Source organism: Acidithiobacillus ferrivorans, assembly GCF_016250455.1.
GTDB classification, from domain to species: domain Bacteria; phylum Pseudomonadota; class Gammaproteobacteria; order Acidithiobacillales; family Acidithiobacillaceae; genus Acidithiobacillus; species Acidithiobacillus ferrivorans.
Genome location: NZ_CP059488.1, coordinates 2,797,472 through 2,824,447 on the forward strand (window position 1 = coordinate 2,797,472; position 26,976 = coordinate 2,824,447).

Annotated in this window: 26 protein-coding genes; 5 read left to right on the top strand and 21 right to left on the bottom strand. The window is 59.9% G+C overall.

Going from position 1 to position 26,976, the window contains the following annotated elements; all coding sequences use genetic code 11:
• Positions 1-2 precede the first annotated feature (2 nt).
• The 8 genes from H2515_RS13975 to bioF form a co-directional block, all read right to left on the bottom strand.
• Complete coding sequence (locus tag H2515_RS13975) at positions 3-782, bottom strand: ABC transporter permease (RefSeq protein ID WP_065412669.1); 780 nt, start codon at positions 780-782, stop codon at positions 3-5.
• Entirely contained in the window at positions 779-1,489 is a 711-nt protein-coding gene (locus tag H2515_RS13980; protein WP_065412670.1) for an arginyltransferase, read from the bottom strand. Before H2515_RS13980 ends, H2515_RS13975 begins: the two co-directional genes overlap by 4 nt.
• Positions 1,490-1,491: 2 nt before the next feature.
• Entirely contained in the window at positions 1,492-2,217 is a 726-nt protein-coding gene (gene aat, locus H2515_RS13985) for a leucyl/phenylalanyl-tRNA--protein transferase (protein ID WP_232821418.1), read from the bottom strand.
• 46 nt (positions 2,218-2,263) lie between these two features.
• On the bottom strand, positions 2,264-3,160 hold the full coding sequence (gene htpX, locus H2515_RS13990) for a protease HtpX (RefSeq protein ID WP_198660423.1): 897 nt from the start codon (positions 3,158-3,160) through the stop codon (positions 2,264-2,266).
• A gap of 118 nt (positions 3,161-3,278) precedes the next feature.
• Positions 3,279-3,980, bottom strand: a complete 702-nt coding sequence (bioD, locus tag H2515_RS13995; protein ID WP_065412672.1) for a dethiobiotin synthase — start codon at positions 3,978-3,980, stop codon at positions 3,279-3,281.
• Entirely contained in the window at positions 3,980-4,858 is an 879-nt protein-coding gene (gene bioC, locus H2515_RS14000) for a malonyl-ACP O-methyltransferase BioC (RefSeq protein ID WP_065412673.1), read from the bottom strand. The genes bioD and bioC overlap by 1 nt, the downstream gene beginning before the upstream one ends.
• Positions 4,855-5,616 carry an alpha/beta fold hydrolase gene (locus H2515_RS14005; RefSeq protein WP_065412674.1) on the bottom strand — a complete coding sequence of 254 codons (762 nt, stop codon included), beginning with the start codon at positions 5,614-5,616 and terminating at the stop codon, positions 4,855-4,857. Before H2515_RS14005 ends, bioC begins: the two co-directional genes overlap by 4 nt.
• A complete protein-coding gene (gene bioF / locus H2515_RS14010; protein WP_198660424.1) occupies positions 5,613-6,782 on the bottom strand; it encodes an 8-amino-7-oxononanoate synthase in 1,170 nt (389 codons plus the stop codon). The genes H2515_RS14005 and bioF overlap by 4 nt, the downstream gene beginning before the upstream one ends.
• Positions 6,783-6,898: 116 nt before the next feature.
• Between bioF and H2515_RS14015 the strand changes: the two genes are divergently transcribed.
• The 5 genes from H2515_RS14015 to H2515_RS14035 all read left to right on the top strand — a co-directional run bounded on the left by H2515_RS14015 (position 6,899) and on the right by H2515_RS14035 (position 12,526).
• A complete protein-coding gene (locus H2515_RS14015; protein ID WP_198660425.1) occupies positions 6,899-7,612 on the top strand; it encodes a ComF family protein in 714 nt (237 codons plus the stop codon).
• On the top strand, positions 7,602-8,099 hold the full coding sequence (trmL, locus tag H2515_RS14020) for a tRNA (uridine(34)/cytosine(34)/5-carboxymethylaminomethyluridine(34)-2'-O)-methyltransferase TrmL (protein ID WP_304363954.1): 498 nt from the start codon (positions 7,602-7,604) through the stop codon (positions 8,097-8,099). Before H2515_RS14015 ends, trmL begins: the two co-directional genes overlap by 11 nt.
• Positions 8,100-8,252: 153 nt before the next feature.
• Complete coding sequence (gene ovoA, locus H2515_RS14025; protein ID WP_198660426.1) at positions 8,253-10,361, top strand: 5-histidylcysteine sulfoxide synthase; 2,109 nt, start codon at positions 8,253-8,255, stop codon at positions 10,359-10,361.
• The gene (locus tag H2515_RS14030; RefSeq protein ID WP_198660427.1) at positions 10,358-11,515 is read left to right on the top strand and encodes a PatB family C-S lyase; all 1,158 of its coding nucleotides are present in this window, start codon (positions 10,358-10,360) and stop codon (positions 11,513-11,515) included. Before ovoA ends, H2515_RS14030 begins: the two co-directional genes overlap by 4 nt.
• A 102-nt stretch (positions 11,516-11,617) precedes the next feature.
• On the top strand, positions 11,618-12,526 hold the full coding sequence (locus tag H2515_RS14035) for a lysophospholipid acyltransferase family protein (protein ID WP_035190903.1): 909 nt from the start codon (positions 11,618-11,620) through the stop codon (positions 12,524-12,526).
• A gap of 5 nt (positions 12,527-12,531) precedes the next feature.
• On the opposite strand, the gene waaA is transcribed toward H2515_RS14035, so the two are convergent.
• The 13 genes from waaA to secA form a co-directional block, all read right to left on the bottom strand.
• Entirely contained in the window at positions 12,532-13,785 is a 1,254-nt protein-coding gene (gene waaA, locus H2515_RS14040; protein WP_198660428.1) for a lipid IV(A) 3-deoxy-D-manno-octulosonic acid transferase, read from the bottom strand.
• Positions 13,782-14,462 carry a tyrosine-protein phosphatase gene (locus H2515_RS14045; protein ID WP_198660429.1) on the bottom strand — a complete coding sequence of 227 codons (681 nt, stop codon included), beginning with the start codon at positions 14,460-14,462 and terminating at the stop codon, positions 13,782-13,784. Before H2515_RS14045 ends, waaA begins: the two co-directional genes overlap by 4 nt.
• A complete protein-coding gene (gene waaC, locus H2515_RS14050) occupies positions 14,459-15,511 on the bottom strand; it encodes a lipopolysaccharide heptosyltransferase I (RefSeq protein WP_198660430.1) in 1,053 nt (350 codons plus the stop codon). The genes H2515_RS14045 and waaC overlap by 4 nt, the downstream gene beginning before the upstream one ends.
• Entirely contained in the window at positions 15,508-16,278 is a 771-nt protein-coding gene (locus H2515_RS14055; RefSeq protein ID WP_198660431.1) for a glycosyltransferase family 2 protein, read from the bottom strand. The genes waaC and H2515_RS14055 overlap by 4 nt, the downstream gene beginning before the upstream one ends.
• The gene (locus tag H2515_RS14060; RefSeq protein WP_232821419.1) at positions 16,278-17,261 is read right to left on the bottom strand and encodes an O-antigen ligase family protein; all 984 of its coding nucleotides are present in this window, start codon (positions 17,259-17,261) and stop codon (positions 16,278-16,280) included. Before H2515_RS14060 ends, H2515_RS14055 begins: the two co-directional genes overlap by 1 nt.
• Positions 17,262-17,485: 224 nt before the next feature.
• On the bottom strand, positions 17,486-18,589 hold the full coding sequence (locus tag H2515_RS14065) for a glycosyltransferase family 9 protein (RefSeq protein WP_198660433.1): 1,104 nt from the start codon (positions 18,587-18,589) through the stop codon (positions 17,486-17,488).
• A gap of 11 nt (positions 18,590-18,600) precedes the next feature.
• Positions 18,601-19,185: a Uma2 family endonuclease gene (locus H2515_RS14070; protein WP_198660434.1), complete on the bottom strand. Its 585-nt coding sequence runs from the start codon at positions 19,183-19,185 to the stop codon at positions 18,601-18,603.
• Positions 19,186-19,246: 61 nt separating this feature from the next.
• A complete protein-coding gene (locus H2515_RS14075; RefSeq protein ID WP_198660435.1) occupies positions 19,247-20,323 on the bottom strand; it encodes a glycosyltransferase family 4 protein in 1,077 nt (358 codons plus the stop codon).
• Positions 20,320-21,036 (bottom strand): polysaccharide deacetylase family protein, encoded by a 717-nt coding sequence (locus tag H2515_RS14080; RefSeq protein WP_083091642.1) that lies wholly within the window; start codon positions 21,034-21,036, stop codon positions 20,320-20,322. Before H2515_RS14080 ends, H2515_RS14075 begins: the two co-directional genes overlap by 4 nt.
• Entirely contained in the window at positions 21,033-21,995 is a 963-nt protein-coding gene (locus H2515_RS14085; protein WP_198660436.1) for a glycosyltransferase family 2 protein, read from the bottom strand. The genes H2515_RS14080 and H2515_RS14085 overlap by 4 nt, the downstream gene beginning before the upstream one ends.
• Positions 21,995-22,984 (bottom strand): Nudix family hydrolase, encoded by a 990-nt coding sequence (locus tag H2515_RS14090; protein WP_035190883.1) that lies wholly within the window; start codon positions 22,982-22,984, stop codon positions 21,995-21,997. Before H2515_RS14090 ends, H2515_RS14085 begins: the two co-directional genes overlap by 1 nt.
• Positions 22,984-24,210 (bottom strand): bifunctional glutamate N-acetyltransferase/amino-acid acetyltransferase ArgJ, encoded by a 1,227-nt coding sequence (gene argJ, locus H2515_RS14095; protein ID WP_065414141.1) that lies wholly within the window; start codon positions 24,208-24,210, stop codon positions 22,984-22,986. Before argJ ends, H2515_RS14090 begins: the two co-directional genes overlap by 1 nt.
• Before the next feature lie 9 nt (positions 24,211-24,219).
• Entirely contained in the window at positions 24,220-26,964 is a 2,745-nt protein-coding gene (secA, locus tag H2515_RS14100; protein ID WP_198660437.1) for a preprotein translocase subunit SecA, read from the bottom strand.
• Positions 26,965-26,976 lie beyond the last annotated feature (12 nt).

The following is a 26,976-nucleotide window of genomic DNA, read 5'->3' on the forward strand; positions in this document are numbered from 1 at the left end:
TATTACCCCGCAATACGTTGAGAAAAAACCAGGGCGCGCGGTGCGGCCAGCAGAACCGCCGTGGAGACACTTAAGGTTACCGACGCAGTCAACATCACCATCACTACCAATTGCATGGATACCGCAGTGAGTGGCGCCATACCCGCCAGAATCATACCTGCGGTAATTCCTGGAATATGAATCATGCCGACACTTTTCAGACTGTCGATAGTCGGGATCAACGAGCTGCGCACAACACTACTATACAGACTACGCATAGCTTGGCGATGATGGGCGCCAAGGGCCAACATAGCCAGCAACATATCCTCGCGCTGGTCCACTTCACTGCGCAAACGGTTAAGCGCCAGCGATACCGCGTTCATCGCGTTGCCAATAATCATACCACCAATGGGGACCAATGATTCGCCGCGCCAGAAAACCAACCCGGACAGGAGCATCCAAGCGAGGGTGACCGCAGTCGCCACCGTGATGCTGATCACCCCGATCCAGTAGGCATGAGGGATACCGGCACCACGCTTACGGTTGAAACGACCAGCCATCAGGATCATGGCCACCAGGAAGAGTACCAGCAAAAGCGGTTGGTGCTGGCGGAACAGCCAACCCAGCAAAAATCCCATGACCCCTAATTGAACCGTCGCCCGCGCCGCAGACCAGAGCAGTTCCTTGCCTACGCCGAGCCGCTGCCAGGCGGACAAAGCCCAGGCGCTGCCCAAGAGGCCCATCACCCCCACTATGGTCCACGGCGATAAGGTGCTGAAAATATTTGGTGCGGCATTGTTCATTCGCGCTTACGCGCCGTTGACAGCAGACGCCAGCCACCCGCCACAAAGCCCTCCAGAGGGCGAAAGTGCTTTTTATAGTCCATTTTCGGGCTGCTGGCGACCCAATAACCGAGATAAAGGTAGGGCAAGCGCTGTTTCCTGGTCCATTCAATCTGACTGAGAATAGCGAAAATACCCAGGCCACGTTGCGGCAGATCCGGCGTGTAAAAAGTGTAAACCGCAGACACACCACCGTCCAGCACATCCACCAGTGCCACCGCTAGCGGGTGTTTGTCCTGCTCAAAGACCAGCAGGCGGGCATCAACGCCACCGGTTTCGACAATCATTTCCCGGTACAGGCGATCCGCGTGTTCATCCATGCCCCCCCCCGGATGCCGCCAGCACTGATATTCGGCGAAGAGACGGGCGTGGGCAGCATCCCATTGCGGGGCCTGTTCACGTATTTGAATCTCCTGGTTCCGCCCCCAGGTGCGGCGCTGGCCGCGATCCGGCTGAAACTCCGCGACGGGTATACGCACGGAAATACAGGCATCGCATTGCGGACACATCGGGCGGTAGGCCACCGAGCCATTGCGCCTAAATCCTTTTTGCAAGAGTTGGTCATATTGGACATTGCCCACCATCTCGCGGGGATCGCTGAGCACCAAAAGTTCTTCCTGGTCCGGCAAGTAGGGACATTTCTGCAAAGCGGATATATAGAAGGCCATGACTAAAACATCTCGTGCAAAGATAATGAGATTTTCCAGTCGGCTTGTGGGTGTTGGGTGCGCAGATCGGCAAGCGCTTGCAAGAAAGCCCTGCGCGCCCATTCGCGCGCACCCATGCTTTGCAGATGTGGGGTAATGAACTGGGTATCAATCAGGCTAAAGCCCCAGTGCTGGAGATGACGCGCTAGCAGAACAAGAGCCAGCTTGGAGGCATCGGGCACCCGACTGAACATGGACTCTCCGAAAAAGAGTCCGCCGAGGGCGACGCCGTAGAGCCCGCCGACCAGGCGGTCCCGCTGATAGACTTCCAAGGAATGCGCCGCTCCGGCGGCAAACAGATCCAGATAGGCGGCACGCACCGTCGGAGTAATCCAGGTACCGCTCTGCCCGGCGCGCGGCTCCGCACATGCGTCGATAACACCGACAAAGTCGCTGTCCATGTGGTATTGCCAGTCCCCGTTACGGGCCGACTTGCGTAAACTGCGGCTAACATGTACCGCCGAGGGTTCCAGGACAGCACGGGGATCAGGGCACCACCAGAGAATGGGGTCCTCCTCAGCAAACCAAGGAAAAATGCCCTGTGCGTAGGCCCTGAGCAGACGCTCCCGGGATAAATCTCCACCGATGGCGACCAGATTGCCGTCGGCCTGCTCCGGGTCGGGGAAAGGGGCTGACCGGTCATGACCGCGCAGGAGGACCGGACATACGCCTTCAGGGCGCAACTGCACTGCCTCCTGCCTGCATCAAAGACCAATCCCCCATTTGCGCTACTAGCTACCGGTAACTATACCCGTTTTGAAGTGCTTGCAGGGCCGCCACCCGCGCTTCCAGGCTGGGGTGCGTAGCAAACCAGCCGCGCCAGCTTCCGGAAATGTAGGCTGTCGCCATGGGATCGCGCACCACGTCATGCACCACATGCATGGCTTCCGCCCGCTGATGCAGCTTTTGCAGCGCCGAGATCATCGGGGCCACACCCACCTGCTCGGCAGCAAAACGATCTGCCGCAAACTCCCGGCGGCGCGAAAACCAGGTGATGGGAATCAGCGCCAGGAAAGACAGGCCAATCTGCAAAACTATGGACACCATAAAAGCGATCATGGGCCGGTCATCAAACTGCCGCGCGGCCAGCATGGACAGCCAGAATACAAACGTATTCATCAAGCCTTGTAGTAAGGTGGTACTCACCATATCGCCATTGTATACATGCCCCATCTCATGGGCCAGCACCGCCTGCACCTCATTGTCGCTGAGCAGGTTGACCAGGCCACTACTCACCGCGACCATGCTATGATTGCGACCCGGTCCGGTAGCGAAGGCATTAGGCTCATCATTCCAGTACACCCAGACTTCCGGCATGCGGATGCCCAGGCGATTAGCGAACTGTGCAACCGAGTCGTACACCAAATGCTCCTTGGTCGACTGCGGTGTGTCGATGCGTTGCATCTGCAGCCCCGCGCGCGCCAGATGTTTCGACATCAGCAGCGAAATAAAGGCACCGCCAAAACCGATCACCAGCGCCCAGAGCAGATCCGTGTTGCTCACCGAGCCACGCAGATCCACCCCAAACAGGGGTAGAACAAAATTAACCAGAATGGCAAAACTGATCGACAGGCTGACGAATATCAGCAGGTTTGTCACCACCAACAGCAATATGCTCTTGAATGACTTCATGACACTCACGCTCCATCAGAATTATCTTGAACCCCGCCCGCGATGCCGTGAATTTTCACCCCGACATCGCGGCTGATTGCCTTTTGTTTTTTTATGACAATGCGAAGTCAGTCTAACATCAATATAAGGACGCCGAAAGAGACAGATAAGGACTCAGAACGGCGGCGGACCAGTGCGGGATATAGGGCAACACCCCCAGGCAAGGCTCCGGTAAACACTGTTGCAAGGTCGCCAAGGTACCCTCTGCGACCGCAAGGTTCGGGGTGTTCGCCACCCATCCGGCGAAGGGCAGACCCCGGGCGCGGATGGCCTCGACACTCAGCAGGGCATGGTTGATGGCTCCCAGCCGCAAGCCCACCACCAACAGCACCGGGAAATGCAGGTCCTCAGCCAGTTCCGCAAAGCCCCAGTCAGCGCCCAACGGCACGAGAAAACCACCCGCGCCCTCCACCAGTACGCAGTCCATCGCCATGGATTGCGCCCGGACGAAGGCTGCGATGCGCCCGCGATCCACGGTGACGCCCGCCTGCTGCGCCGCCCAGTGGGGGGCCAGCGGTGGGTCGAAGGCGTAGAGATTGGTTTCGGCAATGCTGCGCGGGGGCTGGCTGGCGGCGCGCAAAATTTCCACGTCTTCCCAGGTGCCGTCGGTCTCGACCCCTGAGACAACGGGTTTGAGGGCCGCAACGCGCATGCCGTGACCGGCACAGAGCCGGGCCAGCGCCGCCGTGACGGCAGTTTTGCCAACGCCCGTGTCGGTGCCGGTGATGAAAATTCCGCGCGCAGGGCGCGCTTGTTGACCTCGCGATCGCTGTTCCTGCATCACGGGCGGCGGCGCAATTGGGTCAAGGGGATGGCGACACTGCCGTCTGCACGCGGAAGGGCGCGTGGACCGCTGCTCCAGGCATGCCCATAGACGACTTCATAGGTGGCGGGCAGCCGACCATCGGCGCGCAAACCCTCGTAGGCCTGGCGCAGCACCTGCAAGCGGCGCGGGGTGAGCAGGCCACGGGTGCGCCCTGCGGCGGCATTGGTGGCACCGATGTTACGCAGGTCGCGGAGGAGACCATCCACCGTCGCATAGGTGAGCTGATAATGTTCTACATCCAGCACCGGCATTTCGTAGCCCTGACGCACTAAAGCATCACCAATATCATGCATATCGATAAAATGACTGACGTGGGGGCGTTCATCCACCGCCGCGAAGGCCTGACGCAGTTCTTTCAGGGTGTCTGGACCGAGGGTGCTAAACATCAGCAGACCCCCAGGGCGCAGCACCCGGGCAAACTCGCGCAGCACTTGATCCAGATCATTGCACCACTGAATGGACATATTGGCGTAGAGCAGGTCGATAGTGGCCGTCGCCAGTGGCAGGCTTTCCGCATCACCCTGGCAAAAATGTTGACGCTGCCGCCAGCCTTTGCGACGCCGGGCCTGCTGTAACATATTCGACGCCAGATCCAGGGCGAGCAGCCGCGCCTTGGGATAGCGGCGATTGAGACGGCGGCTTTGCAGACCGGTACCACTGCCCACATCGAGTATCCATTGTGGTTCCAGCTTGACGAGGTCCAGCCGTTCAATGAGCTGTGCGCCGACCTGATCCTGCAAGACGGCACTGGCTTCATACGCCGCTGCGGCCTGCTCAAAGGCCCGCCGCACGGCACGTTTTTCCATGTGGAAGGAAGGATTTTCGGCACTCATCCCCAGGTCTCCAGCAGTGCCTGGGCGCAGGCTTGCGGCTGCGCCAGAAAAGGGGCGTGGCCTACCCGCTCTAACCGGATGATCCGACTACCAGATAACCGCGTGTGGAGATAATCGGCGGCACCGATGGGCACAATGCGGTCCTGTCGCCCGTGCAGGAGTTGTACCGGTATGGGCAGCGCCGTCAGTTGTCCGCGCAAATCCACCTCCCGCAGCAGCCCCAGCCCATCGGCAAGACAGCGCTGATCCGGCATAGGCCAGGCACGCAGACCTTCCAGAGCGCGGCGTCCCTGCGGATCGTTCAACACCTGCAGGGCGAGGAAGCGCCGCCGGGTACCCTGCGGGTCTTCGCGCAGGCGTTGAGCGAAATCCTCCAGAGTCGCGGCAGGGATGGCCGGAAACCAGTCGGGGCGCTGGCAAAAGGCGGGGGAACCGGATACCAGCACCAGTCCATCCAGTAATTCAGGGTGTTGCAAGGCGATCCCCAAGGCCAACAACCCTCCAAGGGACCAGCCGAGCAACAGGGGCTTGGGGGCCTCCTGAGCAAGCATTTGGCGGAGCCCCTCCAGACTGGCTAGCCAAGCCAGGCCGGAGGGCGCGCAGGGCGTCTGTCCGTGGCCAGGCAGATCGTAGCTGACACAGGTGAAATGCGCCTCCAGAAAGGGCCGCCAGGAAGCGAAGACCCGGCTTTCCATCCCCCAGCCGTGGAGCAGCACCAGCGGGCGCCCCTGACCACTGACCTGACGCGCCCAGTTCATAAGATTCCCCGGAGCGCAGCCGCCAGAAGCTCGATATCATCGTGGCTGTGTGACGCGCTGAGGGTGATACGCAGACGCGCACTATCGGCCGGCACCGTCGGTGGCCGCACCGCTGGGCAGTAGAGGCCAGCGCGGCGCAATTGGGCGCTGACCGTCAGCGCCCGCCGCGCATCGCCCAGCAAAAGGCCCTGAATAGGTGTCTCGCTGGCCAACCAGGGGGCGTCGGGCACTTGCGCACGCAGATGCTGCCGGTGCTGCGTCAGGCGCTCGCGCCGGGCATCGCCATGCCGGAGAAGATCCAGCGCGGCGAGGGCGGCAACCGCCAAGGCAGAGGGCAGAGCGGTATGATAGATGAAGCTGCGGGCGCGATTGCGCAGGATATCCACCAGATCCTGACTGCCGGCCACGAAGGCACCATAAACACCAAAGGCCTTACCCAAGGTGCCCATGATGACGTCTACCTCATGGAGGTTCATGTTCCAGTGCGCCACGGTACCCTTTCCCTCCAACCCCAGCACCCCAAAGGCATGGGCTTCGTCGAGGATGATCCCAGCACCATACTGCTGCGCCAGGGCGGCAAGTTCAGGAAGTGGAGCGATATCGCCATCCATACTGAACACCCCGTCCGTGATGATCCAGGCCTGTCCCCGGCCGCCGCGTTCCAGCCATTGCGCCAGATGCGTCATGTCGCCATGCCGATAGCGATGCAGGCGCGCGCCGGAGAGGCGCACCCCATCCACCAGCGAGGCGTGGTTGAGACGATCGGCATAGACGCGATCACCGCGCCCGACCAGTGCGGAAATAACGCCCAGGTTGGCCAGATAACCGCTACCGAAGAGCAGTACCGCCTCCACCCCCAACCAGTGCGCCAGGGCGGATGCCAGCGCCGCATGGGCGGGTCGCTCCCCACCGAGCAGCGGCGCCGCACCAGCCCCTACCCCGTTCTGCTGGATCTCGGCGATGGCGGCGTCACGTAAGGCCGGTTCTGCGCTCAGGCCCAGATAATCATTGCTGGCAAAAGACAGGAGCGGTTCGCCCTGCGCCCCCATAAAAGCGGGCGGCCCCCGTTCTGGCACGGGTTGCAGGACCTGCAACTCCCGCCAGAGGTCGTGCGCACGCAAGGCGGACAACTCCACACGCCATTGTTCTTCCCATTCCGTATGCATAGCTTCTTATAGGGATGGGTCTGTGCCTTGTCAATGGAGGGCAGGGGCGCGAGAATCAGATCCAGTGACAACGACTGGCGTTGCCAAACGACCTTATTAAAAAGCAAAGGAACTTCTTGCACCGGATCCTTCCCCATCTGTCCCGGCTACACGACGCAGCGGGGCGTTTCAGCCACTGGCTGTTTCCGGAACGCTGTCGCGCCTGTGCCGCACCCGGCGCGCCGCTCTGTGCCGGCTGTTTCGGCGACTGGCCGCGTCTGCCCGCCGAGCGTTGCAGCTATTGCGCGCTACCCTTGCTGGACAATGGCGACTGCCCGGTCTGCTCGGTGGAAGCCCCCGCCTATGACCACGTCCATACCCCATTTATCTATGCCGAACCCCTGAACACCGCCATCATCGCGTGGAAGTTTCAGCAGCGTCTGGACTGGACCAGACCCCTGGCTGATGCCTGGGCCAGTGCTTGGGGCGGGCATCCGCCGTCCCGTCCAGATGCGTTGCTGCCCGTGCCGCTGCATCGCCAGCGCCTGCGCGAACGCGGTTACAACCAATCCATGCTGCTCGCCCGTCGCTGGGGCAACCGCTGGAAAATCCCGGTCATCCCCGGAGCGCTACAGCGCCGCCGCAATACCGGCCACCAACTCGGGCTGAGCGCAGCCGCCCGGCGGGATAATCTGGATGCGGCCTTTATCCTGCGCCGGCACGTTCCAGATCATGTCGCCATCGTCGATGATGTACTCACGACTGGAACCACTGCCGCCCAGATTGCCAGCACCCTGCGGGATGCTGGTGTGCAGCGCATTGACATCTGGGTGCTCGCCCGTGTCCTCTGAGAATCCATTGCTGTCTGAGTCATTTTTGCACGTCATCCTGTATGAACCGGAGATCCCCCCCAATACCGGCAATATCATCCGCCTCTGCGCCAATACCGGAGCCACCCTGCATCTCGTGGAACCCTTGGGTTTTGCCTGGGATGACCATCGCCTGCGCCGCGCCGGGCTGGATTACCACGAATTCGCGCAGGTACATCGCCATGCGGACTGGGCGGACTGCCGGGCGTTTTTGGGGGATGCACGCATATTCGCCTTCAGCACCAAAGGCACGCAATCTTATCAGCACGTCGCGTACCAGCCCGGCGATGCGCTGCTTTTCGGCCCGGAGACCCGCGGCTTGCCTGCCCGTCTCCTGGATAGTCTGCCCACCACGCAGGTACTGCGCCTGCCCATGCGCCCCGGCCAGCGCAGCCTAAACCTGTCCAACGCCTGTGCTGTCGCGGTCTTCGAGGCTTGGCGGCAGATGGATTATAATGGCGGCGTGTAACTCAGACGGTGACTGCCGCAGGTATCTACTGATGAAGGAGTGTCTGAACCGCCGCCTGTAGGTAGGATCACCCCTTCCCACGCATCCGACCGGACGGTATCTTTGTGTTAGACTGACTCACTAAGACACCAAGGACGTACAGAAGGGGAATCCATGGCGCGTACACGTATCGCTGCGCTCCGTCTCGACGGCGAGCACGCTGAGCAAAAGCGGGAAGAGATTCGCAGGACCTTTCACGCGACTTTTTCGCTGTATGAACAGCTTTTTGATCATCTGGCAGAGCCGGCCGCGTGGTATGAGAAGGCTATTCCCCTGCGGCATCCCCTGATTTTCTATTTCGGCCATAGCGCCACCTTCTATGTAAACAAACTCCAGGTAGCCGGACTGATCGGACAGCGTCTCGATCCGCGTTTAGAGTCCGTTTTTGCGGTCGGCGTCGATGAAATGTCCTGGGACGACCTGGACGAAACCCATTATGACTGGCCTTCCGTCGACGACGTCCGGCAGTACCGGCAGCAGGTGCGGGAACTGGTGGATGGCCTGATCCGCGAGATGCCCCTGTCTTTGCCCATCACCTGGGATTCGCCGTGGTGGGTGATCCTCATGGGAATTGAGCATGAAAACATCCATCTGGAGACCAGTTCGGTGCTCATGCGGCAATTGCCTCTGTCCCGCGTCCGGCCGGTGGAAGCCTTCCGTCCCTGGACCTCCGCAGGGGCTGCGCCGGACAATATCCTGCAGGCCGTGGCCAGTGGCGCCGTCCGTCTGGGCAAAGAACGCGCGGATCCTCGTTACGGCTGGGATAATGAATATGGTCTTCATCAGGCGGCGTTACAGACCTTTCATGCCTCCCGCTTTTTGGTCAGCAACCAGGAGTTCCTCGCTTTCGTGGAGCAAGATGGCTACAGCGCGAGCCGCTGGTGGAGCGTGGAGGGAGATCGCTGGCGCCGCTTCAGCCAAGCCCGGCACCCGACTTTCTGGGTCCCGGATCAGGGCGTCTGGCGGCTACGCCTGATTGCGGAGGAGCGCCCCATGCCGTGGAACTGGCCGGTGGAGGTGAATGCGCTGGAAGCCGACGCCTTCTGCCGCTGGAAATCAGCCCAGACCGGTCAGAGCCTGCGCCTGCCCAGCGAGGATGAATGGCAGCGCCTGCGTGATCTCAGCGGACTCGCGGACTGCGCTGCCTGGGATGATGCGGTGCCCGGTAATATCGGACTTGCCGGCGGTTGTTCGCCCTGCCGCGTAGATCAATTCAAACAGGGGAATTTCTACGATGTGATCGGCAACGTCTGGCAATGGACCGCGACGCCCATCTATCCCTTTCCCGGTTTCGAGGTACATCCGCTTTATGATGACTTCACGGTGCCCACCTTCGACCAGCAGCACAATCTCATCAAGGGCGGTTCGTTCATCAGTCTCGGCAACGAAATGCAGCAGGAAGCCCGCTATGCCTTCCGCCGCCACTTCTTCCAGCACGCGGGATTCCGCTATGTGACCTCGCCCAATGCGCTGCCTGAGGTACCGGTCTATGAGAGTGACGCCCTGGTCTCCCAGTATGCGGAATTTCATTATGGGCGCGAATACTATGGGGTGCCCAATTTTGCGGTGGAAGTCGCGCGCATCGCGGTGGAGGCTATGGCGGGTAAGCCCTTGCGGCGCGCCCTGGACATCGGTTGTGCCGTTGGTCGCAGTAGTTTTGAACTGGCAAGGCACTGCCCCGAGGTCACTGGCCTCGATTTCTCGGCACGCTTCATCAGCGTCGGCGTGCAACTGCGCGAGCGCGGGCACTTCTCCTACACACTGACCGAAGAAGGTGAACTGCAAAGCTATCAAACGGCGGATCTCGCTGCCCTGGGCCTGACCGGGACGGCGCACCGGGTCCACTTCTTCCAGGCCGACGCCTGCAATCTGAGGCCCTTATATCGGGATTATGATCTGGTAATCGCAGCCAACCTCATTGACCGCCTGCACCATCCCCGCAAATTTCTGGAAGACATTGCCGACCGCATCCTTCCCGGTGGGCTGCTGGTCATCACTTCGCCCTATACCTGGCTGGAAGAATATACCGCACGGACGGAATGGCTCGGCGGTTTCAAACGGGATGGGGAGAATCTGAGTACCTTTGACGCCTTGCGTGAAATTTTATCCGGACCGTTCCGTCTGCGCGATGACAGTCCGCAGGATTTGTCCTTTGTCATTCGCGAAACGGCGCGCAAATATCAGCACAGTATCGCGCAGGTGACCGTCTGGGAGCGCTTGTGAGCGCGGCACAGGACAGCGTCGACTTCGACAGAGTCATTCCACGACGCGGAACCGGATCCCTTAAATGGGATGCTGCGGCAGAACGTTTTGGTGCTGAAGTGCTGCCCATGTGGGTGGCAGATATGGATTTCGCCGCACCCGACGCGGTCCTCGCCGATTTGCAGGAACGTCTGCAGCATCCCGTTTTCGGTTATCCGGGCAATGAAGGGAGCATGTTGCAGGCCGCCGCCGATTGGCTGGCCAAGCGCCATAACTGGCGGCCGGAAAGCGACGCGGTCGCCTGTATCAGCGGTGTTGTTCCTGCCCTTTACGCAGCCGTGCGCGCCTTCACCCGACCGGGCGAGGCGATCATCGTCATGCCTCCCATTTATCCCCCGTTCATCACCGCGGTGGAGGACAACGGGCGGAAATTGCTGCTGGCCCCGCTGATCGCGGATGACACCGGCCATTACCGCATGAATTGGGATGCCCTGGAAATCGCCGTCCGGCAGGCGAAGCTGCTGCTCCTCTGCTCGCCCCACAATCCGGTGGGGCGGGTCTGGACAGCGGAAGAACTGCAACGACTGGGCACACTCTGCACCGATGCCGGCTGCGTGGTGGTCAGCGATGAAATCCATGCCGATCTCAGCCAGCATCCGCACTACCCTTTCCCCAGTCGCTTCCCGCGCTCGATCCTGCTGAGCTCTGCCGGCAAAAGCTTCAATCTGGCGGGACTGGGTGGCGGGATCAGCGTCATCCCGAATGCCGGGCTGCGTCACGCCTTTCTGAATGAAATCCAGCGCAGCCAGATTCAGCACACCAACCTCTTCGCCCTGACCGCCATGACCAGCGCCTGGCGCTACGGTACAGAGTGGCAGGCCGCATTACGTCAGTATCTGAGCAATAATGCCCGCTTCATCGCCGATTTTCTGGCCGTAAAATTACCCGAAGTCGGCTACCATCCTCCGGAATTCGGCTATTTGGCCTGGCTGGATGTGCATCCTTACGGTGCAGACGCCGTGCTGGCGCGGCGTCTGCTGCAAGCTGGTCTCGGCCTCAATCCCGGCCCCAGTTTCGGGCCGGGCGGCGAGGGTTTTGTGCGACTGAATTTCGCCGCACCGCGGAACGTGCTGGAGGAAGGCCTGGACCGCCTGCGGCAGGCGCTGCACCGGTAGTCCGGGAACCTCTTCGCGGGCAATACCATGCGAGCAATGGGTATCCGAACGCCTCGCCCTATCCTACAATACCTGCCACAAAATGGAGGAGGCCAGGGGAAAGTGGCTGAGGTACCGGGAAATCTGCGACAAAAGGCAGTGGCCTCGTTGGCGGCAGGCATTCTGCGCGGGGCAGGCTACTTGCCGAGAGGATGGCGGGCGGCTCTGGGTACAATGCTCGGCGATTTGGTGCGGCTCAGTATGATACGGGCGCGCAAGGTGGTGGACGCCAACCTCGCCATTGCTTTCCCCATGATGGGCCTGGCTCAGCGGCATACCTTGCGGCGCGCGCATTTCCGGGCACTGGGCCAGGCGGCCCTGGAGTTGGGACCACTGTGGTACTGGCCCTTGCCCCGCGCCCTCGGCCTGATCCGCGAAGTGCGTGGGGACGATCTGGTGGACACCGCTTTAGCCAAGGGACATGGGGTTATTTTCTTTACTGCGCACCTGGGGGCCTGGGAAGCTGCAGTGCTCTATATCGGGCAACGCTGGCCGGTAACCGTACTCTACATGGAAACCGGCAATCCGGCTGTCAACGTGCAGATGGTGGCCGGACGCGGGCGCAGCGGTGCGCAGCTGGTTCCCAAGAAGGGTGGTGTCCGCCCCCTGCTCCACGCGCTGCAGCAAGGAAAAGTGGTCGGTATACTTCCGGATCAGAACGTCGATCCGCGCGAAGGGGATTATGCCCCTTTCTTTGGCCGTCCCGCCTGCACGACACCGGTGCTAGGCCGGCTGGCAGCGCGCCGCGGAAGTCCGGTGTTCGGACTCTTTGCCTATCGGCTACCAAGTGCTGAGGGTTTTCGTATCGAGATCGTGCCCATGCCGGAATCCTTCCCGAGCGGCAATGCGGAGGCGGATGCCACGGCGATGAATGTCGCACTGGAGACCGCTATCCGTAAAGCCCCAGAACAGTACTGGTGGGTTCACCGTCGTTTCAAAGATCAGCCGGAAGGCTGGGACTACCCCTATTAAAATACTTACGGAACGATATGATCTAGCAGTGAAAGAGTACGCCCCAGCGCGCCACGCTGCTGTTGCAGAAACGCCAGGGCACGGTCACCCATCTCTGTCGCTGGCTCCTGGGTAGTCAACCACGCACCCAACTGCGCGACCAGGGCCTCGACATCCACAACCTGAACCGCAGCGTTGGCCGCCAGTAAATCCTGGGTGATGCCCTTAAAATTATCCATATATGGGCCGAAGCTAACTGGGCGGGCCAGAGCTGCAGCTTCCAAGGGATTATGCCCCCCCGCCGGCACAAAACTGCCACCGATGGTCACCACATCTGCCGCCGCGTAGAAGTCCATCACCTCGCCCAGTGTATCTATCAGAAAAACCGCGCGCGCCCCCACGTCCTCGGCACGCGAGCGCAAGGCAAAGGACACCCCCTTTGCCTGCATGCGTGCCATCACCTCCAGTCGCCGCGAGGGATGGCGGGGAATCAGCACCAGCAACAGATCCGGCCATTGGCGCTGCAAGTCTTCCAGCGCCGCCAGCGCCATCTGCTCCTCACCAGCATGCGTAGAAGCGAATACCCAGACCGGTCGGCCAGCGAAACGCTGCCGCCACTGGCGCCCCCGCTCCCGCGCGGTGACGGGTTCCGGCAGGTCATATTTGATATTACCGGTCACCACCACGTGCTCTGCCCCCAAGCGGCGAAAAGCCGCCGCATCCTCCGAACTCTGGGCCGCAACAGCGCTCATACTGGCCAATGCGGGGGCAAAGAGCGTCCGGAAACGGGCGTAACCCCGAAGTGAGCGCTGCGAAAGCCGGGCATTGGCCAGCATCAGGGGCACGCCCTCGCGGCTGGCTGCATGACAGAGATTGGGCCAGATCTCCGTCTCCATGATAATCCCCAGGCGCGGCCGCTGGCGGCGCATAAAGCGCGTGACTGCCGCGGACAGGTCGTAAGGCAGGTAATGCTGCAGCACTTCCTTACCCAGGCGCTGGCGGACTACGGCAGCTCCCGTCGGCGTTGTGCTGGTCATCAGAATGGGCACCTCCGGATAACGTGCCTGCAAAGCCCGCACCAGGGGAATTGCCGCGATGGTCTCCCCTACACTCACCGCATGAATCCAGATAGGCCGATCCGAACGGCGCGGCACCCAGCCGAAACGCTCCCACCAGCGCTCCCGGTAGGCAGGTCGTCGCCAGACCCGCCAGAGGGTAAAACCCAGGATAACAGGGCTGAGCAGCCAGAGCAGAAAGGCGTAGAAGCGACGGCTCATCATTCGCGGTGCAAAATACGGTCAGTCAGCCAATCCAGACGATACCAGGGCCGGAAGTTTTTCAGGACGCGCTCGCGCTCATACCCGTCCTTGATCCAATCACGCAGGGTCAAGGAGGGCTGGTGGACGGCAGCATCGTGGTAACTGATGAAAAACCAGTCGAGAATGCCAGTATTGGCGTGCCGGATATGACCGAAGGGCCACAAACGCAGTTGCCGTTGCGCCTCACTGAGGGGTATCCCCAGCACCAGATGGAGATACAGCACGCTGATGAAACCGGCCCGATCCGCCCCGGATTTGCAGTGCAGCAAAAAAGGTTTGGGTAATCGATCCAGCACCTCGATGGCCGCCAGCAATTTGTCGCGTTCCGGCAGATCCCGGGAACCAAAGCCGTGCAGGGTCAGGTGCGTCATGCCCAGGGCGTCACAGGTCTCCTGCTCCAGACAGTAATGGGGTTCGTGAGGTGCCGGAGCACGCAGGTTCAATACCGTGCAGAGACCATGTTGTTGCTGCCAGTGCCGTAACTGGACCGGTGACGGCTGAGCCGAGCGGAACACGCCTGGCGCAATCTTGTGAAAGTTCGCATAAAACAGCTCGCGGAAAATGCCGTGATCCGTCCAGAACTGATGGCGCCGGTAGCGGCGGCGCTCATCCGGCAGGAGCACCAGGGGGTGTTTCATCGTCGCTGCTCCAGCAAAGGGGATAAGGCCGTCCAGACCTGCTCCGGGAGCAGGGCCTGCTGGCAGAGTATCAGGCCATTTTTCGCTTCCGGCAACGGACATCGGGATTTACCGCAAGGCGAGCAAGGCTCGCGGCTTTGCAGGCTGGCCTGACGGTTCTCCGCCACCGAAAACCGCCCCCTGGCCGTCGGTCCGTACAAAGTAACCCCCGCCAGCCCCAGGGCGCCGGCCAGATAAGAAAGGCCAGTATCCATGCCGACATAAGCATCAGCCCGCACGATCACAGCGGCAAGCTCCAGCAAGGTAGCGGTGGGCAGCGCCAGCACATTATCCGCCTGCATCGCGATCCGTTGCGCCCGCGCCGCCTCGCGGGCATTGCCTGCGGGCAACAACAAACGCAGTCCCGCCGGCCGCAAGCGGGCGGCCAGCACCCGCCAATAGTCTTCCTGCCATTCCTTGTTCTCCCGCGAGGTCCCGTGAAAACCCAGCACAAAGGGCTGCTGCACCAGTTCACCCCAAGGCTGCGCCAGCGTATCTTTACGCAGGCGCGCGGCGGCCACCTGCAAACCATAATCCGGCGGCGTTTCCGGCAGGGGGTAATCCAAAGCCTGCGCGAAGAGCTGGCGATTCCGGCTGATGGCGGGCTGCCCCCAGGACACGGGAAAGCAGCGATGGTAAAGCCGAGTGGCGCCCGGTTCGCGGGCGCTGGCGGCATCCAGACCCCACAGCGGCGCACCGCCCAGACGGCCCAGCAACGCACTTTTATAAAGTCCCTGGGCATCGAGAATATGATCGTAATGCTCCACCCGTAAACCCCGGCGCAAATCCCGTAACGCGACCGCCAGTCCACACCATTGTTTTCTATAGTTGCGCAGAGAAAAGGGAATCACCCGCGCGATCCCGGGATGCAGCAGTGCGATGGGTGCGAATGCAGGCTCTACCAACCAATGTAAGCGCAGATCCGGCCGGGCCTGCTGCAAATCCGTCAACGCCGGCAGGGTATGCAGCACGTCGCCCATGGAACTCAGGCGCACAAGCAAAATCTTCATTGCCGATCGCAGTCTCTGAGTTCCAGCGCCATGGCATATTTCATGAACGCGCCCAGCGCCGTAGTCCAGGCAATGGCAGCACCCTCCATACCATCCAGAAATCCCAAGCGCCAGAAATAGCCGCGCCAAAAAGCGGCCAGTGCGTGGGTCATGGGCATGTAAGCGTGCAGTGCTTTGCCGCGCTGGTGGACCTGCTGGGCGTTGAGGGTAGCGTAAAGGCACATTTTATGGAGTAACTCGCCATAATTGGCGTAAGAATAATGGTGCAGCGCACAACCTGGGATTTGCTCGACAGTTCCGTGAGTTTCCCACGCCTCATGCACCAGACTTTCCCCATAAGCGCCACATCGGCGGTCAAACAAACGCAATACCCGGTCATGCGCCCAATCGCCATAACAAATTTCTTTGCCGTGAAAAAAGCTTCTGCGCTCAAGCAGATAACCCGCCACACCTGCAGGCTCCCCGATCAAGAAAGTATTTCGGATAGCCTTCGCAGCCGCCTCGGTTAGTATTTCATCGGCATCCATCATGAGAACCCACGGATTTTCCGCCGCCGCCACGGCAAACTGTCGCTGCGCAGCAAAGCCGGGCCAGGAGCGCTCAATGATACGAGCACCCGTGCTTCGCGCTACCATTAACGTATCATCCTGAGAACCGCTATCTACCACCAGCAACTCGTCGGCGATATGGGCCACACTTGCGAGTGAGCGATCGAAATGCTGCCCGGCGTTTTTAGTAATATAAACCACCGATAGACGAGCGCCCATTATGAGTCGCTCGTCTCTGCAGGCTCAATCACAGACCTTTGGTATAGGGGCAAGCCCGCCAGCAGCGCGATAGTAATAGCATCAGCATATCCCCAACTCAAACCATCGAAAAGCCCACCGACAAGATAAATGGAGAAATAAGTAAGTGCGAACCAGTTCTGCGGAAGATTACGCGACCCCCATATTTCACGCCCTAGAGACCAGAGAAACCAGAGGAAAAGCCCAAGACCGACAATCCCCAAAGATGCCGCTTCACTGATATAGCTGTTAGCCGCACTATTCATGATAAAACCGGGGGTCGCGGGAATCTGATGCGCTGCCTGCATTTTCAGTATGACGGGATAAAAATCGCCTGTCCCAACCCCAAAAAATGGATGTGCAAAAAACATCATCACACCGCCGATCATTGCCAGGAGACGAATACCCCAGCTTGAATAAATAGCTGCGTGACTCAGGTTGAAGCGCAACAACTCATGGACTCCAAGCATGAAATGGGCGCGAATGGAAGGCAGCGCAAACAATCCGGCGACGGCCCCCGTGAAAACCATCGATACCCAGTAGCGCCAGCATCCGGGATAAACCATCCAGATTGCTATAGGAAGCAAAAGCACCAGTAGTAATTGACCAGAACGCCCATGGATAACAAGTAGTTGTGCAAACAGCATCAGACCAATAAGCACATTAACCCAGCGGGGAAAGTTCCATTGCTGCCTGAAGTCCCAAGTCAGCCACAGAAGCGCGTGGGCGATTGCCAAGGAAAGGAAAATATGACCACAAAAACCCGTATAGGCTATACCGCCGGTATTATTCCACGGGAAAACTCCCCAAGTCATCATGACCGCCAGGAATTCGTTGATCAACAAACCAGAAAGAAATAGCCTGATTAATAGCTTTATCCAGCGCGCCTTCCAGGGCAATGTGGCGCCTATAAACGCCAAAATACCGTAACTGGTGGCTTCCGCGACCTTCAGTCCGAAGAACATATCGGTGGTCCATAGCAGACCGAGGAGCGTCCAAGCGATGAGCAGCGCAAGTGGTATCGCCCAGGGCCGCGCGAAGATCTGGCGCCATTTCCGCCAATGGCCACTTACCACATAAATCACCAGCAAAAGCCCTGCCGAAATACCAGCACCTGCCGTACTCAACGGAAAAGAAAATAATGGCAGCGCATAAGCAGTGAACAGCAAGCCATCTGGGACCCGCCATTTCATAAGTCAGACAACCTCTTCACTCGACCCATATTCTCTAAAACAATCGCCACACATGCTGCCACATCACAATGTTCCATCATAACAATGGCAACCTCACTATGATAATGTTCCGGACTCGGAAAATTAAACAGCGCCAGCGTGGATACACCCATGGCAACGGCCATGTGGTATGGCCCGGAGTCGCTGGACACGAAGATATCACAAACCGCCAGTGCACCCGTCAAGCCACTGAGTGTTGTCTGGCCGGCAATATCCAGAATGTGTTCGACATCACCCCAGCGCGCCGCATATTGCCCCAGAAAACCTTGATTGATGCTGCGTTCGTTGGGGGCGCCGGTCAGCAAAAGGATATGGGGAGAAGCGGCCGCAACCTGCCCCATCACTTCTACCAGAAATTCGACGGAGGGGCGTTTTTTTTCCGCATCCGGTGTACCACAGCCAATATTAAGGCCGATAACCAGCCGGTCCGCAGGCAGCCTGGGCAGCAACAGCTCACGGAAGGCGCGCCCCGCCGCTGTCTCTTGCAACACGATCCGCTGGCCATCCCGCTCCAGCCCCAAAGCCGCTAACGCTGCGCAGTCCCGCTCCGTATAGTCCATGGGCCAGGGCAAGTCATGCTGATGGGCATAACGCTGCAAATTTGGTCCTGCATGGTCATAGAATCGTCCCCGTCCCAGCACCTGATTCACCCCAACCGTAGGCGCCGAGCAGAAGTGCCGCATCCAGCGGGCGGCGATACTCGTCTCTATACCAAAAGGTTCGTGGTCGATAATCAGGTCGGGTTGCAGATCCTGCACGATGCGCCGCAGCTCGGGCAGTAATCGTCGCCACGTACGCGGGCCAACGCCCCGAATACCGGCAAAGCGCCCCTCTTGCATGGGCAGAAAATGGGCGCTGGACAGCAGATGATGCTCCCGAATCAGCGCCTCGCTCGGATAACCCGGCCAGCGGGTCAGGAATACCAGATGCAATTCCACTTCCGGCCAGCGCTTTTTGAGCACCGCCCATGCTGCTGAACTGCGCAGAATGTCGCCGATACCGGCGCTGTGCGACTTGATCAGAAGTATACGTCGGGGTTCTGCGGGCAAAGGACGTGGCATCAGGGCTGCGTTCAATCCGTCGGCAGGGCCGAAGGCAGATCGACGCCGGCATAGATGTCCTCTACTGAAAGTGCCAGGTCGACACATCGGAAGCGCAAACGGTCGCTTTCAGGGTCATTCAGCAACTCGTACCACCAACCTTCAGGATGCCGGCGGAATACCTCGACGACGGCTTTTTCGCTATCCACCAGAACATATTCCTGCAGACTGGGAAGCGTCTGATAAGCTTGTAGCTTTTCACGACGGTCCACATTCGCCGTGCTCGCCGACAATACTTCGACGATAAGGCAAGGATCTTCCAGATAGAGGGTATCTCCGGACAACGGCACACCACAACGCAACACGACATCGGGGTAATAAAAGGCATCTACAGCTTCTACCCGCACTTTCATATCGCTGTTCAGAACCTGGCAGTGACTACCACGGGTCTTTTGCCAGAGCAGTCCATACAGGTTGCCCGCAATCTGATTATGACGCAGCTTGGCCCCAGCCATGGCATAGACCTGCCCGGCCACATACTCGTGGCGTATATCGGCGCGCTCCTCACCTTCCAGATACTCTTTGACGGACAAAGGCCGCAACATGGCTACCTGCATGACCTTTCCCCCTGCCTCAGCGAATAAACAGCCCCTATCATAAGACGTGGAAGCATCTATGTCATCGCGCCAGGGTGGCCAGAAAATCGCTGGCGATGATGCCGGCGTCAAAACGCCGGGCATATTCCGGCCCGGCGGCACCGAGCTCCGCGCACAAATGCCGATCCGCCGCAAAACGAAGAATAGCGTCCCGCCAGCCTGCCATGTTTCCGGCAGACAATAACAGGCCGCTCCGCTCCGCTGCAAAACTCTCCGGGATTCCGCCCATGGCTGCCCCCAGCACGGGCGTCGCGCTAGCCCCCGCCTCCAAGCAAACGCGACCAAAGGTATCCGGCTCGATAGACGGTAAGGCAAGGGCATCCATGACGCTGTACCAGGGCGTTGCCGGGTCTTGCCAGCCCAGCAGATGATGCCAGGGCTTGTCCTCCAGACGCACGCGCAACTCCGCTTCATGGGTGCCTCCCCCCAACCACAGCCCATGCACCCGTGCGTCTGTGGCATGCGCGGCATCGATGGCGTCGGCCAGCATAAAAACACCCTTGCCCCGGTGCCAAGCGCCGACAAAGCCCACGAGAAAATCCTCATCCGCTAATCCCAAGGCGGCGCGCTGCCGTGTTCGCGCCGTGAAATCACGCTGGAAATCTGCCAGGCGCAGGGGATTCGCCAATACTTCGACACGTTCTGCGGGCACGCCTTGCAAGATCAGTCGCTCCCGCAGATAGGCGGATATAGCGAACAAGCGCAGAGGCCAGCGCGAGAGCAACCAGCGGGTACTGGGCTTGAGTCGCAGGTCCATGTGCCGAAAGAGCGCAAGGCGCCGCCCCTCACTGCGGCTGATCAGTGCCAGCGGCCAGTATTCCTTGCTGAAGCTGCCGATGACCCAGTCCGGCTGCACTATACGAATAGCCCGATGCAAGGCACGGATGCCGCCGGGATCGGCGCTGTTGCGGAAGACGCCGAAATGCCGGGTCACCGGCGCCGTCTCCAGCGCCTGGGCGATCCGTCCTTGCGGATGCACCAGACAATGCACCTCCGCCCCCTGCTCGGCCAGGGCGCGGCTCAGGGTGATCATGTGCGTCTCCGTACCGCCGCCGCCGGGGTTGGTGCCCACCCAGAGCAGACGCGGGGTGGCAGTCAATGGCGGTCCTCATGCCTGGTCAGCAGTTGCAGGGGGAAAACATGGGGTGCATGATGCCCGCCGACCATCACCCGCGGTAAATCCATAAGGTCAGCACCCGGCGAGAGACGGCCCCGCCGCACCGTCACCGCGGCAACAAAGCCAGCGCGCCGGGCCGCCTCCCGTTCGCGCAGCCCCGCCGCGCCATAGGGATAACAGAATTGCGTCACCGGCACCCCCAGGAGGTCCTCCAGCTCCTGCCGTGAGCCTGCGACCTCATCAGCCAAGGCGGCGTCACTCAGCTCCGGCAAGCGAGGATGGTGACGGCTGTGCGCACCGACTTCCATCCCGCCCGCCTGCCAGCTGCGCAGTTCATTGAGGTTCATCAATGGCTTACTTGCGCCCAGCTGTTCGGCATCCCAGTAATTGTGATCACCCAGAGCAGCACTCACTACATAACAGGTAGCGGTGAATCCATAGCGCTGCAACACCGGCAAGGCGTTTTCCAGGTTATCGCGATAACCGTCATCCAGGGTAATCACCGCCACCTTGGCCTCCTGCTCACCCCGCAGATAGGGCATAGCCGCAGACATGGACAGGCCACGGTAACCCAAGCGATGCAGCAGCGCCATCTGCCACGCAAAACGCCGGGGCGAGATATAAAGACCGCGCAACTTCACGCCTTGCGGCGCCACCGCAATATTGTGATACATCAGAATGGGGACGGGCTTCACTTGGGTGGATCAAGATGTATCGTGTGCCGCACCACATAAGTCTTTTTATCCTGAGACTCATGATAAATGCGCGATAACATCTCCCCAACAATACCGGTATTGAGAAATTGCAGTCCGGCGAGGAAAAACAGCACACCGGCAATCAGCATGGGGCGCCCGGAAATCGCCGCACCATAGCCAAATTTGTCCACCAAAAGATACAGCAGCATGGTCGAACCGATGCTTGATAACACCAGCCCGATTACCCCGAAAAAATGCATGGGCCGCTGACTGTAACCGAGAAAAAACTTCACAAACAGCAGGTCAACCAACACCCGGAGGGTACGGGTGATGCCGTACTTGCTCTGTCCGGCCCGGCGCGGGTGGTGGCGCACCGGTACTTCGACAATGCGATCCGTGTAGGTCAACGTAGAAAGCCAAGCCGGGACAAAACGATGCATCTCGCCATAGAGACGCACCCCTTTGATCACGGAAGCCCGATAGGCCTTCAGGGTGCATCCATAATCGTGCAGATAAACACCGGTGAGACGGCGTATCAAACGATTAGCCAGACGCGACGGAATCTTACGCAAGAGCAAGTCATCCTGACGGTCCTTCCGCCAGCCCGCCACCACATCCAGGTTTTTCTCCAGCAAGTGCCGGGCCAAAGGCAGGATGTCTTCGGGATCATTCTGCAGATCCGCATCCAGGGTCACAATAACTTCGCCCCGAGCGGCATCAATCCCCGCCTGCATGGCCGCTGTCTGGCCGAAATTGCGCTGCAGGTGGATGATCTTGAATTGCGCGCCCCGCGCCTCTGCCTCGCGGTCCAGGGCGGCGGCACTCCCGTCCCGGCTGCCATCATCGACGATAATCACCTCGGCATCGGCGTCTCCCAGGGCATGGCTCAGGGCCGTACAAAGCGGCAGGATATTGTCGATCTCATCGTAAAGCGGAATAACGACAGAAATAAGGGCCATTACCCATTCCAGTGCTGGAGATAAGCACGGGTAGCAGCAGCAGGATCCGGTGCTTCGAGAATACCGGAGAGCACTGCCACGCCGCGCGCCCCAGCGGCCAGCGCCACCGGCACCCGTGCTGCCGTCACTCCCCCGAGCGCAATGAGCGGCAGAGACGATTCCGTGGCCATCGCCGCAAAAGCCAGAGGTTCCAGCGCCGTCGCACCCGGATGACTCGGGGTGGGGAAAAGCGGCGAGAGAAAAGCATAACGGGCGCCGCGCCGCGCCGCCTGCAGCAAGCCTGCAGCATCATGGCAAGACACCCCGAAAGCCGCGTCAGGCCGTACGCCTGCGTCGAGCTGAGTTTGCGTCAGATGACGTCCGCTCCGCGGCCAGCCGGGCAAGGGATCGGGATGATTGAGATAGACCTGCGCACCCTGCGCCAGCGCCTCGGCACACAGCGCCGACAGTACGGCGGCAGTCGGGGCATCCGGCACCGTTTTGCAGCGCAGCACTAACCAGCGCAATCCAGCGCCAAGCGCGGCTTCCAGAGATTTCCGGAAATCAAGTAACGGCAACCTGTCGGGATCGGCAATCAGGCAAAGAGGCGGCTGGGGCAAAGCCTCTGCTAATACCGCCGCCGTTATACAAAAATTCGCTGGGAGACATTCCAGCGCCGGAATTTCCCAGGGATAGAGCCAACGTACTTCCTGCCCTTCCCGCCCATAGGCAGTGCCCGTCCAGTACCGCACCCGGTAAAAATGCAGGCGCACCGTACGCTCCGGATAGGTATAATCGAGCACCCGGAACGGCTCTGGTGCCGTAACGGTGATCCCCAACTCTTCCCAAAGCTCCCGGACCAGGGCCTGCTCCGGCGTTTCACCAGGGTCTACTTTGCCGCCGGGAAACTCCCAAAAGCCTGGCCAGGGCTTACCCTCTGGGCGCAGCGAAATCAGCAAGCGCCCGGCGGCATCTTCAATAATTCCAGTGGCGACAGGAACGGTGCGCATCAGCTACGGTAATCGGCGTTAATACGGACATAGTCATAGGACAAGTCACAAGTCCAGATTTGCGCCTCGGCGGCACCTCTGCCCAGATCAACTCGCACCGGGATTTCCTCCTGGGCCATCACGGCCTGTCCGGCCGCCTCACTATAATCAGGGTCGCGGGCACCGTCGCGGACGATGCGCGTATCGCCCAGCCAGACCTGCACCCCATCCACTTCCAGGTCGTCCACGCCGGCTGAACCGATGGCCGCCAGCAGGCGCCCCCAATTCGGGTCAGAAGCAAAGAAAGCCGTCTTGATCAATGGACTATGAGCCATCCGGTAAGCCACCTGCAGACACTCGGCTGCATCACGCCCGCCCAGAATATGGATCGGAATAAACTTGGTCGCCCCCTCGCCGTCGCGCACAACAGCCTGCGCCAGCCACTGCGCCACCGCCGTGATGGCGTCTCTCAGTCTTCCGTAGCGGGGATCCGTTGCTAAAGAGATGGGCGGCAGCGCCGCCTGCCCAGTTGCCATCAGGATACAGGCATCGTTGGTAGAGGTGTCGCCGTCCACTGTAATGCGGTTGAAGGATTGTTCCATGGCCTCTTGCAGGCATTGTTGCAAGGCTACCCCGTGCAACGGGGCATCGGTGGCGATATAGGCCAGCATCGTGGCCATATCCGGGCGAATCATCCCTGAGCCCTTGGCCATACCCGTCACCGTGATGGTCACACCATCCATTTCCAACTGCCGGGAGCAAGCCTTGGCAATGGTATCCGTGGTCATAATCGCGGCTGCGGCCAGCTCCCAGTGATTTTCGGCGAGCGTCTCGATACAGCTTGGCAGCACCCCGGCAATTTTCTCCGCGAGCGCTACCGGTTCGCCAATGACACCCGTAGAAAAAGGCAAGACGGCCTCCTGCGCGCAACCCAACTGCCCGGCCACCACCCGACAACTCGCCTCTGCCGCCTGCAGCCCGGCGGCGCCCGTACCCGCATTGGCATTGCCCGTATTAATCACCAGCGCCCGCACGCCAGCGCCGTCTGCCAGGTGACGCTGTGCCACCAGCACCGGCGCCGCGCAGAAACGATTACGGGTAAAAACACCCGCCACCTGAGATCCTTCCGCCAAATGGATCAAGGTCAGGTCAGCACGATTCGCATAACGAATGCCTGCTGCTGCCACGCTCAGGCGAACCCCCGCTATGGGCAGGATATTCCGGGGAGGGTGGAGACCAACGGCCATACGCTTTCCTTATTGCAAACGCCCATGACAATGCTTGTATTTTTTACCGGAACCGCAGGGGCAGGGCTGATTCCGCCCCACTTTATCCTCATTGACTGCCGGACTATGACCAGCTTCCTGTTCACCAATGATCCCGAACCCCGCCACAGCAAGGCCTGCATTTTCGACGGCGGGCACTGCCACCGCCGTAAAATCAGGATGAGAAAACTGCAAATGCTGGGGCTGAACGACTCGGGCGATGGCATCCCAATCCACCGGCTCTGCGGGCGCTGGGCTCACATGCAAGCGCGACAAAGTACTGATCACCTCTTCGCGCAACCGCCCCAGCATGACGTTGAACATGGTCAGAGATTCTTTTTTATACTCCTGCTTGGGATTTTTCTGGGCATATCCACGCAGATGAATGCCTTCACGGAGATGGTCCATGCTCGCCAGATGATCCTTCCACTGACTGTCCAGAACCTGCAGCATGATGGACTTCTCGAAGTGACGCGCCATTTCACTGCCCAGGAGTTCTTCCTTGGCCGCATAAGCAGACAACACCATCGCCATGATCCTCTCCCGCAAAACGGGGTAGGCGAGGCCTTTATCCTGCTCCAGCCATTGTCCGACCGGAACCTGCAGATTAAAAACCCGCTCCAGCGCCGCTTCCAGGCCGGGCAGATCCCAGCGCTCCTCCATAATGCCTTCGGGCGCGGTGTCGGCCAACACTGCGTCGAGGACATCTTCACGCAGCGCCTTGATCTCCGAACTGACGTCATCCGCATCCATGAAGGCATTGCGCTGCTGATAAATAATCTTACGCTGCTCATTGGCCACGTCATCATATTCCAGCAATTGCTTGCGGATATCGAAGTTGCGACTTTCCACCTTGCGCTGGGCGTTTTCGATGGATTTGGTCACCCAGGGATGTTCAATCGCCTCACCTTCTTTCATGCCCAGCTTCTGCATCAGACCGCCCAGACGATCGCTGCCGAAAATACGCATCAGCGGATCATCCAGGGAAAGGTAAAAACGGGTGGTACCGGGGTCGCCCTGACGACCGGAGCGCCCCCGCAACTGATTGTCTACCCGCCGCGACTCATGCCGTTCGGTACCAATAATATGTAATCCACCCGCCGCTATCGCCGCATCATGCAGTCCCTGCCAACTGCCATTGAGGGATTCGACCCGTTGGCTTTTTTCTTCTTCTCCCAGATCCGGGTTAGCCAGCACCATATCCACCTGATGTCCGACATTGCCGCCCAACACAATGTCGGTACCACGCCCCGCCATATTGGTAGCGATGGTCACCATTCCAGGTTTACCGGCCTGCGCAATAATCTCGGCTTCGCGCTGGTGCTGTTTGGCGTTCAGAACTTCATGGGGAATCCGTGCTTGTTTGAGTTGGTGAGACAGGAATTCGTTATGCTCGATGGAGGTAGTACCCACCAGTACCGGCTGGCCACGCTGCTGACAATCGCGGATATCCTCAACAATAGCCGCCCACTTTTCCTGGCTGGTGCGATAGATAAGATCGGCAAAGTCCGTCCGCTTCACCGGCTTATGCGTCGGTATCATTACCACTTCCAGCCCGTAAATCTGGTTCAGTTCAAAGGCCTCGGTGTCCGCAGTACCAGTCATACCCGAAAGCTTTTCATACATACGGAAATAATTCTGGAAGGTAATAGAGGCCAGAGTCTGGTTTTCATTCTGAACGGCCACCCCTTCCTTGGCCTCCACCGCCTGATGCAGACCATCAGACCAACGGCGCCCGGACATCATGCGTCCGGTGAACTCATCAACGATGCAAACCTCTCCGTCGCGGACGATATAATCTGTCTCCCGCCGGTAGATCACATGCGCACGCAGCGCCTGGTTGAGATGATGAACCAGGGTGACATTGGCCAGATCATAGAGATTGCCGTCGTCAAGCAGGCCGCTTTCCGCCATCAGGCGTTCCGCCTTTTCGATGCCCTCTTCCGTGAGCATCACCTGCCGGGCCTTTTCATCGACCGTATAGTCCTCATCGACCACAAAATTCCCGACGAGTTTGTCCACCCGGTAGTAAAGGTCGGTATTCTCTTCCGTAGGACCGCTGATAATCAGCGGGGTACGCGCCTCGTCAATGAGGATGGAATCCACTTCGTCGATGATGGCGTAGTGGAGTCCGCGCTGCACCCGCTCAGCCGGAGAAAACGCCATATTATCGCGCAGGTAATCGAAACCGAACTCGTTGTTGGTACCGTAGGTGATGTCGGCCGCATAAGCGGCGCGGCGCTCATCGCTGGACAGGTCCGAGATGATGGTACCGACGCTCAGACCCAGAAAACCGTGAATCTTACCAACCCACTGGGCATCGCGGCTGGCCAGATAATCATTGACCGTCACCACATGCACGCCCTTACCCTGCAGGGCGTTGAGGTAGGCGGGCAAGGTCGCGACGAGAGTCTTGCCCTCACCGGTGCGCATTTCCGCGATTTTGCCTTCATGGAGCATGTAGCCGCCGATGAGCTGCACGTCGTACTGGCGCATACCCATCACCCGCTGCGTCACCTCACGCACCACCGCAAATGCCTCAGGCAGCAGCGCGTCAAGCGCTTCGCCCTGGGCTATCCGCTCTTTAAAGAGTGCGGTTTGCCCGGCGAGGGCAACATCGTCCATGGCCTTGTAGCGATCCTCCAGGAGGTTAATCTGCGCCACGACAGCACGGGCCTTCTTGATCAGGCGGTCATTGCGACTGCCAACGACATGGCGGATGATAGTTCCAAACATGAGCACACGAGC